This window comes from Streptomyces sp. NPDC018031 (assembly GCF_044327625.1).
Classification (GTDB): Bacteria; Actinomycetota; Actinomycetes; order Streptomycetales; family Streptomycetaceae; genus Streptomyces.
In genome coordinates this window covers 1473457-1485718 of sequence record NZ_JBIRFT010000001.1, presented here as the reverse complement: position 1 = coordinate 1485718, position 12262 = coordinate 1473457, and the positions used below count along the sequence as shown (strand labels likewise).

Annotated in this window: 9 protein-coding genes and 1 rRNA gene; 3 read left to right on the top strand and 7 right to left on the bottom strand. The window is 71.0% G+C overall.

Features of this window, described 5'->3' with window-relative positions:
• Positions 1-145: 145 nt before the first annotated feature.
• A 5S ribosomal RNA gene (gene rrf, locus ACH4B3_RS06385) occupies positions 146-262 on the top strand.
• Between the two features lie 546 nt (positions 263-808).
• On the opposite strand, the gene ACH4B3_RS06380 is transcribed toward rrf, so the two are convergent.
• The 7 genes from ACH4B3_RS06380 to ACH4B3_RS06350 all read right to left on the bottom strand — a co-directional run bounded on the left by ACH4B3_RS06380 (position 809) and on the right by ACH4B3_RS06350 (position 9849).
• Entirely contained in the window at positions 809-2803 is a 1995-nt protein-coding gene (locus ACH4B3_RS06380; RefSeq protein WP_398461528.1) for a hypothetical protein, read from the bottom strand.
• 1 nt (position 2804) lies between these two features.
• Positions 2805-4244: an ATP-binding protein gene (locus tag ACH4B3_RS06375; protein WP_398461601.1), complete on the bottom strand. Its 1440-nt coding sequence runs from the start codon at positions 4242-4244 to the stop codon at positions 2805-2807.
• A gap of 453 nt (positions 4245-4697) precedes the next feature.
• Positions 4698-6251: an SCO6880 family protein gene (locus ACH4B3_RS06370; RefSeq protein WP_398461600.1), complete on the bottom strand. Its 1554-nt coding sequence runs from the start codon at positions 6249-6251 to the stop codon at positions 4698-4700.
• Positions 6252-6253: 2 nt separating this feature from the next.
• On the bottom strand, positions 6254-7576 hold the full coding sequence (locus tag ACH4B3_RS06365; protein ID WP_398461527.1) for a hypothetical protein: 1323 nt from the start codon (positions 7574-7576) through the stop codon (positions 6254-6256).
• On the bottom strand, positions 7566-8474 hold the full coding sequence (locus ACH4B3_RS06360) for a hypothetical protein (protein WP_398461526.1): 909 nt from the start codon (positions 8472-8474) through the stop codon (positions 7566-7568). The genes ACH4B3_RS06365 and ACH4B3_RS06360 overlap by 11 nt, the downstream gene beginning before the upstream one ends.
• A 496-nt stretch (positions 8475-8970) precedes the next feature.
• The gene (locus ACH4B3_RS06355; RefSeq protein WP_398461525.1) at positions 8971-9282 is read right to left on the bottom strand and encodes a hypothetical protein; all 312 of its coding nucleotides are present in this window, start codon (positions 9280-9282) and stop codon (positions 8971-8973) included.
• A gap of 342 nt (positions 9283-9624) precedes the next feature.
• On the bottom strand, positions 9625-9849 hold the full coding sequence (locus ACH4B3_RS06350; protein WP_398461524.1) for a DUF397 domain-containing protein: 225 nt from the start codon (positions 9847-9849) through the stop codon (positions 9625-9627).
• 168 nt (positions 9850-10017) lie between these two features.
• Between ACH4B3_RS06350 and ACH4B3_RS06345 the strand changes: the two genes are divergently transcribed.
• Both ACH4B3_RS06345 and ACH4B3_RS06340 read left to right on the top strand, forming a co-directional pair.
• The gene (locus ACH4B3_RS06345) at positions 10018-11043 is read left to right on the top strand and encodes an NlpC/P60 family protein (RefSeq protein ID WP_398461523.1); all 1026 of its coding nucleotides are present in this window, start codon (positions 10018-10020) and stop codon (positions 11041-11043) included.
• A 179-nt stretch (positions 11044-11222) separates the two neighbouring features.
• Positions 11223-11963 (top strand): phosphatase PAP2 family protein, encoded by a 741-nt coding sequence (locus ACH4B3_RS06340; RefSeq protein ID WP_398461522.1) that lies wholly within the window; start codon positions 11223-11225, stop codon positions 11961-11963.
• The last annotated feature ends 299 nt before the right edge of the window (positions 11964-12262 follow it).

Here is a 12262-nt window from a genome sequence, read left to right as displayed (position 1 = left end):
GGTTGATAGGCCAGATATGGAAGCCGGGTAACCGGTGGAGTTGACTGGTACTAATAGGCCGAGGGCTTGTCCTCAGTTGCTCGCGTCCACTGTGTTGGTTCTGAAGTAATGACCGTGTTGTGTCCGGTTGTCATCTTCATAGTGTTTCGGTGGTTATTGCGTTAGGGAAACGCCCGGTTACATTCCGAACCCGGAAGCTAAGCCTTTCAGCGCCGATGGTACTGCAGGGGGGACCCTGTGGGAGAGTAGGACGCCGCCGAACAATTTTTGTGTGAAGCCCTGTCGGGAGCCTCTTCGGAGGTTCCTGGCAGGGCTTCACTGCGTTCAGAGACCAATCCGCCGGTGGGTATTCCGTCCATGACCAATACGTCCACGGGCATTGCCGGCGTTGAGGATTTCCGCGGTGACCGTTCCCGCGCCCAGGGTGGTCAGGGGCTGGTCTGTTGGGAGCGGGTCGTGGCTCCGGGTGCTGCTCGCCGGGCCCGTGAGGCTGCTGAGGGCGGCCTCTTCTTGGCGCTCCTGAGCCCGTCCGGGGCACCCTAAAGCTCCCTGGTGACTGCGGGCTCCGCGGGGCACCTCCCGGTTCAGCTGCGGGATCGCCTCGCGGTTCCGGGGACCACTCGGTGGGCCAGCCACTGGGTCGCAGGCGCCCGCCCGGAGGCGGTACCCCGCGTTGGGTGTCAGCGGGGCCGAGGCCCGGCCTCGGCCTCAGCGGGGCCGCGGGGCCGTCGGGCCGAGGGGTGGACAGTGGCTGAGAGGGAGTGACCACGGGGAACGGGATGGGCCGGGGCGCCGTGGGCGCGGTGGTTCAGCGGACCAGGGCGCGGTGGGGCCAGCGGGTCCGCGCCTGCTCCTGAGAGCGCATCAGGGCGAGTGTCAGCATCCCCTGTGCCGCGCCCTGGGCGATGAGGTCCGGCAGCGCCGGAGTGGGCGCCACAGCGGCGATGTCCTCGAGCACCAGGGTGATTGGTGGGTCGAGCCGACCGGAGGATGACCGTTCGGCCATGCGCCGGCCGCGCTCGACCACGCTTGAGACGAGTGCGGTGAGCAGCGGCATCGCACCCGGATGGGAGCGAGGATCCTCGATGGACTCGCCCACTACGTAGAGCGTTCCCCCTTCGGGGATGAATGACTCCACCGCGAACGTATCGGCTCGTCCCGGATTGCACGCGTCCCTGATGTGGATGGAGGACAGGGCGCTGAGCGCACGTGCGGTCAGTTCCTGCGCCATGTCGCGACGTTCGGGGTGCGCGGTGAGGGTGGCTTCCAGCTCACCGGCCGCGCCGCCGGCTGCCTTGGGGTGCGTACGGAGGATCCGTACGGGCTCATGGGCCGAGTTTCCCTGGGCCCAGCGGTGCACCTGGCGGAACGGCCGGCCGTCGACCGCGGCGGCGTGCAGCCAGCAGCGCAGCAGCGTTTCTGCGGCATCGGCGGTGGGCCGGTCCAGCGCGTGCTGGGGACGTACCGGGGCCAGCAGCGCCGCCGCCCGGGTGGCGGCGGTGTCGCGCGTCTCGCAGCCGGCCGCGGGATTCCACCGCACCCGCGCCGGGGTGTCCAGCCGGTGCGTCGGGTCGTACACCTGCACCGGCCCCAGTTTGGCCCGGCTGTCCTTGGTGACGGACCACAGCTCAGGATCGCTGGTGACCACCAGCAGGGGGCCGTCCGCGTCGAGCGCGGTGCGGACGGCGGCGTCCCCGCGCTGGGCGCCGTAGACGATGCGCGGCAGGGACGGTTCGGGGGCGGGGAACACCGTGGCCCGGGGGCCGGGCACCGAGGGGCCGGCGGGTGCGCCCGCACCGCCGACCGCTCCAAGCGCCGTCTCGGTTCCGGGGGTCGGCAGGCCGTGGCCGGACTGGTTCGACCGGGCGCCGTTCAGGTCGGCGGGCAGCGGGCCGGGCTCGGCGGGGCCGTCGGCCGGTGTCACCCCGGCGAGGTGTGGCGGGTTCCCGTGGGGGACGGCGTGTGGCAGCGCGGTGCCCTGCCAGGCCGCCGTGCCGGGGCTCGTCGATGCGGTCGCCGGCCGGGTAGCCGGGTCGTCCGGCCCGGCCCCGGCTGCGCCGGCTGCTCCGTCGTGGCCGAGCCGCACGTCCTGGACGGGTACGCCACCGGGCTGACCGGCGCGCGCGCCCGAGTCCGCGCCGATGGCGTTCGGGTCGGCGGTCGGCGTGCTGCCGTGGCCCTGGTGTTCCAGGCCGCCACCGGGGTGGCGTGGTGGGGGCAGGTGCCCCGTGGGGCCGCCGGCGTTCCGGGGACCCGGGGCGGCGGATTCCCACGGGCCCGCGGGTGTGCCCTCCCGCGGCGCACCGGCGGCCGGGCGCGGGTCCACGGCCCCGCCGTCGTCGTTCTTCGGCCGTTTCCCGGATGCCTCCGCGCGCCGCTGGGCCCGGACGATCCGGTAGCGGGCGACGGTGCCGATGGCGAAGACGGTCAGGACGAACAGCACCATCAGTTCGCTGATGAAGATGCCCCAGAACAGGCCGTACCCGGACAGGTCCTCCGCGGGGGTCTCCGGCCAGGCGGCCGCGAGGTTGTGCGGCTCGGCGACCAGGTGCCGCATCGCCTTGGGGGTGCGGACGAAGCTCACGCCGTCCGGCCAGCCGCCCCGGGAGAACAGCCCGGCCAGTCCGGTCGCCGTCCACACCAGCAGCGTCAGCCCGAGCAGGAAGCTGATGGCGCCGAGCAGCAGCCCGTCCGGGACGCCGCGCTCCGCGGTCTCCTGGCCGTCCCGCCCGCCGTTCCCGCCGCCGCCCCTGCCCCCGCGCGTGCTGCAGCCGCTGCCCCCGCGTCCCGGTTCCCGCGCCATCTCAGGCCACCGTCGAACCGTATGACGATCCGCCGTAGGAGGGGCCGCCGTACGCCGCTTCCTCGGCTTCCTCGGCCAGCCGCTGCTCCACCGCTGCCGCGGCCCGCTCCTCGGCCTCCGCCTCCGCCCGGCGGGTCAGTTCCAGGGCCATCGCGTCCTCGGTCATGGCCCGGTCGGTGTAGACCAGCGGCCGTTCCGCCTCGGTGATCAGGTGCTTGACCACCTGCACGTTGCCGTTCACGTCCCACACCGCGATACCCGGGGTGAGGGTCGGGATGATCTCGACCGCCCAGCGCGGCAGGCCGAGTACCCGGCCGGTGGCGCGGGCCTCGTCCGCCTTCTGGGCGTAGATGGTGCGGGTGGAGGCCATCTTCAGGATGGCCGCCGCCTCACGTGCCGCCGCGCCGTCCACCACGTCGGACAGGTGGTGCACGACCGCGACGAACGACAGTCCGAGGCGCCGTCCGAACTTCAGCAGCCGCTGGAACAGTTGCGCCACGAAGGGGCTGTTGATGATGTGCCAGGCCTCTTCGACCAGGAAGATGCGCTTCTTGCGGTCCGGCCGGATCCATGTGTGCTCCAGCCACACGCCCACGATGGCCATCAGGATCGGCATCGCGATGGAGTTCCGGTCGATGTGCGACAGGTCGAAGACGATCAGCGGGGCTTCCAGGTCGATGCCCACGGTCGTCGGGCCGTCGAACATGCCGCGCAGGTCACCGTCGACCAGGCGGTCCAGCACCAGGGCGACGTCCAGACCCCAGGCCCGTACGTCGTCTATGTCGACATTCATCGACTCGGCGGACTCGGCCTCCGGGTGGCGCAGCTGCTCGACGATGTCGGTGAGGACCGGCTGCCGGTCGACGATGGTCTCGTTGACGTAGGCGTGGGCGACCTTCAGGGCGAAGCCGGACCGTTCGTCCAGCCCGTGCCCCATGGCGACCTCGATGATCGTGCGGAGCAGCGCCAGCTGGCCGGTGGTGGTGATCGACGGGTCCAGCGGGTTCAGCCGGATACCGCCGTCCAGCGCGGCCATCGGGTCGAGCCGGATGGGAGTGATCCCCAGCTCCTCGGCGATGAGGTTCCACTCGCCGACGCCGTCCTCACCCTGCGCGTCGAGCACCACCACCTGGCGGTCGCGGAACCGGAGCTGGCGCAGCACGTACGTCTTCTCCAGCGCCGACTTGCCGTTCCCGGACTCGCCGAGGACCAGCCAGTGCGGGGCCGGCAGCTGCTGGCCGTACAGCTGGAACGGGTCGTAGATGTACCCCTTCCCGGAGTACACCTCGCGGCCGATGATCACGCCCGAGTCCCCCAGGCCGGGCGCGGCGGTGGGGAGGTAGACGGCCTGCGCCTGCCCGGTCGACGTGCGGACCGGCAACCGGGTCGTCTCCACCTTCCCGAAGAGAAAACTGGTGAAGGCGTCGGTGACGGCGCCCATCGGATCGGCCACGGCCAAGCCCCTCTCGTCCTGCGTCCTCGTCCGGTCCGGCCGCTCTCACGGCTCCGGTTGTCGCTGCTGTTCTCGCTGCCGGCGCTGTCCCGACCGGCCGGGCCGGCCGGGCCAGCTGGTCCGGCCGGTCATGCCTGCCGGGCTGATCCGGTCGGCCCGGTGTATCCGGGTGAGCCGGCTGGTTCCGTGGGGCCGATGGGTCCGGTCGGGCGGCGGATGCGGCGTCCGCGGCACGCGCGGTCGCCCGGCGCTCACGGTGCCCACCCGTCCGGCCCCGGTCACGGTCCTCGCCGCGCCCACCGTGCTTGCCGCGACTGCCGCGCCCACCGTGCCGGCCGCGACCCGGGTGCTCGCCGCGCCCGCCGCGTCTGCCGCGACCCGGGTATCCACCGCACCCGCCACGTTCACGGCACTCTCGCGCCGGCCGGTCTCATCGGGCCCTCACCGGCGGATGCCGGTCGCGAACGGCAAGGTGTTCACGAACGCCCGGTGATGCTCACGGTCGCACCACTCCAGTTTCAGATAGCTCTTGCCGGCCGAGGCGCGGATGGTCCGCTTGTCGCGGGCGAGCGCCTCGGGGGAGCGGGCGGACACGGTGATGTACCCGACCAGGTTGACCCCCGCCGCGCCGCTGGCGAGGTCCTCGCCGCGCTGGTCCAGCCGGCCGTGCGCGGCGATGTCGCGCGGGTCCACGGTGCGGTTCATCTTCGCGGCCCGGCTGGCGTCCGCCTCGTCGTTGGTCTTCTCGGTCAGCATCCGCTCGATCGCGACCTCGGTCGGCTCCAGGTCCATGCAGACCGCGACGGTACGGATCACGTCCGGGGTGTGGACCAGCAGCGGCGCGAGGAAGTTGACCCCCACCGGCGTCATCGGCCACTCCTTCACCCAGGCGGTGGCATGGCACCAGGGCTCACGGGTGCTCGACTCGCGGGTCTTGGCCTTGAGGAACGTGGGCTCCAGCGCGTCCAGCTCGGCCGGCCAGGCATTGCGCTGCGTCATGGCCTGGATGTGGTCGATCGGGTGGTCCGGGTCGTACATCGAGTGGATCAGCGACGCCAGGCGGCCCTGGCCCAGCGGCTGCCGCACCCGGATGTCGGCCTCGGCGAGCCGGGCGCAGATGTCGGTCAGCTCGCGGGCCATCACGACCGCCAGGCCGGCGTCCTTGTCCAGCTTCCGGCCGCCCGCGCTGTGCCGGGCGGCACGCGCGATGGCCTGCGCCTCGGCGGCCAGCTCCTTGGTGTAGTGCATACACGCCACCAGATAGGCGCGGTGCTGCTCGGAGGAGGTGGACACCATGGACTGCAACTGGTCGTAGGAGTCCTTGAGCCAGGCCGGAGCGTCCTGGTCGCCACGCCGTTCGACGTCCTTGGCGTGTGCGTCCGGGTCGGCCGGGAGCGTCCGGGCGAGCATCTGCAGCCGGGTCACGAAACCGTCGCCGTTGGCCACGTGCTTCAGCAGCGTGCCGAACCGGTCGACCAGGGCCTCCTGGTCCTCGGAGTCCCGCAGACCCACGCCCGGGCCCTCGATCTCGATCGCGGCGGTCACCGTCCGGCGGTCGGCGTGCAGCAGCACCGCGATCTCGTCCGGGCCGAACGGGGCGGCCAGCCAGCTGATCCGGCCGATCCCGGGGGGCGGGCCCACCTCCACCTCACGGCCGTCGATGCGGGTGCCCGCCTCGGCGGCCGCCGAACGGTAGGTGGTGCCCTTGCGCTGGATCCGCTTGTGCGAACGGTTGATCTCGAACCACCGGTAGAAGGTCCGGCCGTTGTACGGCACGTACACCGCCGCCAGGGCGAGGGTCGGGAAGCCCACCAGGGTGACGATCCGCAGCGTCAGCACCGGCACCAGCAGGCCGCACATCATGCCGACGAACGCGCCGCCGATGATCAGGGCGATCTCCCCCGACTCGCGGTTCTTGCCGATGATCGCGTTGGGCCGGGCCCGGCCGATCAGATACGTACGGCGGGGCGCGATGGGATGGGACTGGGCCTCCATGGTCAACGCCGGTCACCTCCCGAATTGTTGCTGGTGGGGCTGGACTGGGTGCGGGGCGCGGGGGCGGCCGCCGAAGCGCCGCCACCGCCCGCCGCACGGCCACCGGACGGGGCGGGCGGCGCCGAGCGGGTGCTGTGCGCGGCCACACCGCCGGACACCGGGTTCGCGGGCCTCGGCTGCGAGGAGGACGAGCCACCCCCGTCGCCGCCACCGCCGGTGCCGCGGGCACTGTGGGTGCTGATGCCCTGCTTGACCAGCGAGGCCGGGGAGCTGATGATCGCGGCCGCCTGGCGGGACGCCGGGTCGGCGCTGGCGCTGCGCGACTTCACGATCTCGTCGCCGAACCCGGGCACGAACCGGTAGATCATCGCGCTGGCGAAGATGGCCAGGATGATGATCGACAGGCCCGAGACCACCGCGGAGAAGGCGTCCGGCTCGTTGTCCGACGCGGAGAGCGCGCCGGCCAGGGCCAGCACGATCACGATCACCGGCTTGACGAGTATGACGGCGATCATGATGCCCGCCCAGCGGCGCACATGACCCCACATGTTCTTGTCCACCAGACCGGCGTAGACGGCCGTGCCGAGCAGCGCGCCGACGTACAGCAGCGCGGCCCGGATCACCAGCTCCAGACAGAGGACGCCGGCGGCGAGGATCGTCACCAGCGAGATGACGATCAGCATGATCGGGCCGCCCCCGATGTCCTCGTCCTTCTTGAGCGCCGCGGTGAAGGAACTGAAGAAGGTGTCGTTGTCCGCCCCGGTACTGGAGGCGATGACGTCCGTCACGGCATCGGTCGCGGACACCACGGTGTAGAGGATCAGCGGGGTGAACGCGGACGCCAGCACGGTCAGCCAGAGGAAGCCGATGGCCTCGCTCAGCGCCTCGGTGAACGGCACCCCCCGGATGGCGCGCTTGGCCACGGCCAGCAGCCACAGGACGAGGGTGAGGATGGTGGAGGCGGCGAAGACGACCGCGTACTGGCGGAGGAACGCCTCGTTGGTGAAGTCGACGTTGGCGGTCTCCTTGACGAGCTTGGAGACCTTGCCGACGAGCCAGGCGGCGGCATCGGCACAGCCACGGGCGAGGGAGGCGGCGGGGTCGAGGGGGTTGCTGGGGTCGGAGACTCCGGGCGTGTCAGTGCTTCCCCGCTCGCAACGTTCCCGCGCAGCACCGTGGACGATATCGCAAGGGTTGTCGCTCTTGGTCGGAGTCGGCGAGGGGTCGGCGTTCGCAGGTGCGGCAAGGAGCACAGCGCCCGTTTGGAGGGTGAGGAGCCCAGTCGCGATCCAACGAGTGCGACGATGACCAGTGCTACCGGGCATAAGTGAAACCTCCGTACTGCTCGATTGCCTTGGCGATCTCGTCAGCTGTGGACGCCGTCCGGTCGCTGTAAACCGGCGCCGGCCCGTTCTTTTGTGAGAAGGACTCGACCCTCCAGTCGTTGGCCTCCCAACGGAGCTTCAGCGTCATGGTGAACCAGTCGTTGGTCACTGGCGTCTTCGAACCTTCTCCGGCAGTTCCGAACACCCCGGTACACCAAACCTCGACGCTTGCGGTGGTTTCGGTGTACTTGGTGGCCTTGGTTCCGATCGGAGCAGTACGGGATACATACGTCAGCCCATCAGCGGCGCGGCCGTTCTCGTCCAGCCCGACGTAGCGCAGGGTGTCGGAGGAGTAGGCCTTGTCGAACTTGTTCTGCATCCCTTTGGTGGCTGCGCTCGTGAACATGTGCGGCACCAGCGCGTGCCGACGTTTTCTGTCGTACATGTCAGCGGAAGTCAGCGCCACCGCGTAGTTCGCCGCCGCGCTCTGGGCCCCCTGCTCCGTTCTGGGGAAGCCTGAGGCGATGCCGGTGGCCGGGTTCTTGCCGTCGACCGGTCGCACGCCGGTGGGGGCCGTCGGCTGGGCCTGGTCCCGGTCGTTGCCGCCGCCGTCGGCGGAGGAGGAGCCACCGGATCCGCCACTGTCGTCGTCGCCGCCCCGGTTGGCGAAGGCGATGGCCGCGATGAGCAGGACGACGACGCTCACCACGGTGATGAGGTTCCGGCTCGGTTTGGTGCGGCCAGTGCGTCGTGGGGTGCCGTAGGAGTCGCCGTCGCCTTCCGGGAGGCGGGTACGGGTCAGGTGCGCGTCGTCGCCTCCCGCGCCCGTGCCGCCGGTCCGTGCCCGGTCCTGGCCCCTGTAGCCCTCGCCGTACCCGTCGTCGCCGCCGAGACTCATCGCCCGTACGCCCCTTCAGCTGTGTGGTTCGCCGTTGTCGTCGGCATGCCGCCCACATATGACGGTAGCGGCGCGGACCGTGGAACGGGCGCGATGGGATGAGTGCACATCAGGCTGACACGACCTCAGCAGAGGGACTGAAGGGGGAGTGGAGCGGGAGGGAGGCGGATGAAGGTGGACGAAGGATGGTGAAGTGGGACGGCGAGCTGGGCGGAGGCGGACTGGGTTCGGGTCGGATCGGACCCGGGTGGTGGGGGCCGGGCGGTCCAGTGGCCCGGTGGGGCTCCTGGGTGGCGCTGCGGTGGCTCCTGGGGAGTTGCTCCGGGGTAATCGGAGCGGGTTCGTACGTCCGGACGGGTGGGTGGGCCCGGGGTCGCCGGGCGGACACCGGGCAGGCGCCGGGTGCGCACCGGACGTGCCGGGCCCGCCGGACCGCCGGTGGTGCTCGGTCGGCGGTCCGGCCGCGGTGGCCATGGGCCGGGCGTGCGGGGCGCGGCTAGATGGCCATGCCGTACACGATGGTGAACAGCGTGCCGAGGGAGCCGATGATGAAGACGCCGGTCAGGCCGGCGACGATCAGTCCCTTGCCCTGCTCGGCGCTGAAGGTGTCACGGAGCGCGGTGGCGCCGATCCGCTGCTTGGCCGCTCCCCAGATCGCGATGCCGAGGCAGAGCAGGATGGCGACCGCCATCACGACCTCGATCATCACGCGGGCCTCGGCGCCCAGGCTGCCGAAGGGCCCCCAGTCCGGAGCGATCCCGCCGATGATGGTATTGATGTCGCCCTCGTCGCCGGCTGCCAGGAACATATTGAACTCACCGCCCCTTATGGGTTGTTGTGTGTACATGCCGCATGGCACGGGTCAGCTTCTATCTTCGCTGACGATGTGGCCCCCGCATGTCGACTTGGCGGCATTTCTTTCCGGATCTGGTGCGTGTCGTAGGCCACGGTCCGTCGGCTCGCGGGCTGGACGGGTCAATAGTGTGACATTTCGTCACTCCATTGCTCAATGTCTCCAGGACTCGCAGGACTCGCAGGACTCGCAGGACTCGCAGGACTCGCAGGACTCGCAGGACTCCAGGACTCCGTGGTCCTGTCCCCGGGGCCGGCTGCCCTGCCCCGCCGGCGCCGATGGCGCGGGGAGGTGCGGTCAGTCGGTGGCGGGCGGCGGTTCCTCGGCGAAGTCGTCGAACTCTCCCGCTTTGATCCCTTTGAGGAACGCCTCCCACTTGGCCTGGGTGGTGACGACGACGGTGTCCGGGTCCCTGGTCTCACGCATGTAGACGCGGCCGTCCGGGCCCGCGGCCACCTCCAGGTACGACTCCGGTTCCGTTCCGTCCTCGGGTTCGGCGCGCTGCCAGTCGAGCTCGGTCATGGTGGGGTCCTCGTCGGGGGTGCGGAAGGGGGGTGCGCGGCGTCGGGGATGCGGCGGGGCGGACTCTAACGTGTCGGGGGCCGGTGGTGGCCCATGGCCTCGCCGCGCGGACCGACCGCCGGTCAAATCGCGCCGTGTGGTACGGAAACGCGTTCGTCCAGCCGCCGGATGGGGGAAGATGGTCGGGTGCGTAGAGTCTGGCTGGGCGTCAGTGTCGGTGTCGCGCTGTGCTCTTCGTTTGTCGCGTTGCTGGTCATCGGCGTCTACATGGTCGCCGGGAACCTCGCTTCGGGGGCGGGCGGCAAGACGGTGGGGCTGGCGAAGGGGGCCGTCCCCGCGGCGTACCAGTCGCTGATCCAGAAGTGGGGCAACCACTGCCCGGCGATAAACCCGGCGCTGCTCGCCGCTCAGCTGTACCAGGAGAGCGGCTGGAACCCCAGGGCGCAGAGCCCGGCCAACGCCAAGGGGCTGGCGCAGTTCATCCCCGGCACCTGGGCCGCGCACGGCGTGGACGGTGACAAGGACGGCGACCGTGACATCTGGGATCCGGCCGACGCCATCCCCTCGGCCGCGCTCTACGACTGCGCCCTCGCCAAGTACGTCAAGGACGTCCCGGGCGACCCCACCCACAACATGCTCGCCTCGTACAACGCGGGCGCCTACGCCGTGATCAAGTACGGCGGGGTGCCGCCGTACCGGGAGACCCAGGGGTATGTGAAGCGGATCACGACCCTGGCCAAGAGTTTCGAGGCGCCGGTCCAGCCGGTGGCGCCGTCGCGGCAGGCGTCCGGGGCGATCTACTTCGCGCAGGACAAGCTCGGCACGCCGTACCTCTGGGGCGGGAACGGCACTCCGGAGCACGGCGGGCGGTTCGACTGCTCCGGCCTGACCAAGGCGGCCTACCATTCGGTCGGCATCGAGCTGCCCCGGGTGGCCAACGACCAGTGGAACGCGGGTCCGCATCCCAAGCGGAGCGAGCTGCTCCCCGGTGACCTGGTGTTCTTCGCCAACGACCTGGGCGATCCCCGGTCGATCCACCACGTCGGGATCTACGTCGGGGGCGGGTACATGATCAACGCGCCGTACACCGGTGCGGTGATCCGCTACGACAAGATCGACACGGCCGACTACATCGGGGCGACCCGCGTGACCCAAGATGGCGCAAAAGCGCTGCGGCTGGCGAACGCTGCGTAAAGCCTTGGCCTTGAGCTGCCACGAGGGGTCACCCTTCGATAACGTCCCGGTGATCATTGGGTGGAGAGTGGAACGCAGAGCGTGATGGGGGCGTTTCCTAGACGTGAGGTAGCAGCACTACCCAGCGGGGGCCGGCAGCTGCACATAGCGACAGGTAAGAGATAAGGGGCCGCGGCATTATGGCTGGACTCGCACTGGGGTCCCCCCTGGCTGAAGTGGGGGGAGGGGCCGAATCGAACCCGGATGTCAGCCTGCTCTACGACATCAACGGTCTCGCCAAGGACGCCCCGCACTGGTTCGACCGGGTCATGGAGTTCGTCGGCGAGTACGGGATCATCTTCGGCATGGCGCTGCTGATGCTGGGCGCCTGGTGGAGCGTGCGCAAGACGGCCACGGACGCGCCCGGCGCGGTCGCCGGGCTGGTCTGGGCGCCGCTCGCGGCTGGTCTCGCGCTGATCGCCAACATCCCGATCCGCAACTTCGTCGAACGGCCCAGGCCGTTCAAGGACCACCAGGGGCTGGACGTCCTGGTGGACGGCAAGAGCGACTACTCGTTCGTCAGCGATCACGCCACGCTCGCCATGGCACTCGCCGTCGGCGTCTTCATGGCCAGCCGCAAGTACGGGCTGGCGGCGATCGGCCTGGCCCTGCTGGAGGGCTTCTGCCGGGTCTACATGGGCGTGCACTACCCGACGGACGTGATCGGCGGCTTCGCGCTCGGCACCGCGGTCGCGCTGCTGCTGGCGCCGCTCGCGATGATGCTGCTGACGCCGTTGATGCACAGCATCGCGGGTTCCCGGCTGGGCTGGGTGGTACGGGCCGGGCCGCGCGATGGCGCGCCGGGCGCCCCGGGCTCGGCGGGGGCCCCGCCGGTGTCGGGGCCGCGGCGCAGCGGCCGGGACGAGGATCTCGCGGCCTGAGGCACCGGCACCCGGGGCCGGGCCCCGGGTGCCTCGCGGTCGGAGGACCGCCCCGCCGCCTCACGGCCGAAGCCGCGGGGCACGGCCCCGGCGCAGGCCGTGGTCTCGGGGGCGGTCGCGGTTCCGCGGCCGGCCCGGACCCGGGTTCTCGGCGCAGGCCCGGGTTCCGCGGCAGGTCCTGGTTTCCGCGGTCGGGTGCCGGTCTCGCGGCCGGAGCGGATCCGGTGCCCGGACGCCGGCCGACCCCCGACGCCCTGACCGGTCCCGCACGACGGTCGATCAGGACGGCGGCGGACCCG

Excerpts from the sequence above, each read along its gene's own strand:
- ACH4B3_RS06345 (WP_398461523.1), top strand. The coding sequence starts at position 10,018 with ATGGGGGAAGATGGTCGGGTGCGTAGAGTCTGGCTGGGCGTCAGTGTC.
- ACH4B3_RS06350 (WP_398461524.1), bottom strand. The coding sequence starts at position 9,849 with ATGACCGAGCTCGACTGGCAGCGCGCCGAACCCGAGGACGGAACGGAA.
- ACH4B3_RS06360 (WP_398461526.1), bottom strand. The coding sequence starts at position 8,474 with ATGAGTCTCGGCGGCGACGACGGGTACGGCGAGGGCTACAGGGGCCAG.
- ACH4B3_RS06340 (WP_398461522.1), top strand. The coding sequence starts at position 11,223 with ATGGCTGGACTCGCACTGGGGTCCCCCCTGGCTGAAGTGGGGGGAGGG.
- ACH4B3_RS06370 (WP_398461600.1), bottom strand. The coding sequence starts at position 6,251 with ATGGAGGCCCAGTCCCATCCCATCGCGCCCCGCCGTACGTATCTGATC.
- ACH4B3_RS06375 (WP_398461601.1), bottom strand. The coding sequence starts at position 4,244 with ATGGGCGCCGTCACCGACGCCTTCACCAGTTTTCTCTTCGGGAAGGTG.
- ACH4B3_RS06380 (WP_398461528.1), bottom strand. The coding sequence starts at position 2,803 with ATGGCGCGGGAACCGGGACGCGGGGGCAGCGGCTGCAGCACGCGCGGG.
- ACH4B3_RS06365 (WP_398461527.1), bottom strand. The coding sequence starts at position 7,576 with ATGCCCGGTAGCACTGGTCATCGTCGCACTCGTTGGATCGCGACTGGG.
- ACH4B3_RS06355 (WP_398461525.1), bottom strand. The coding sequence starts at position 9,282 with ATGTTCCTGGCAGCCGGCGACGAGGGCGACATCAATACCATCATCGGC.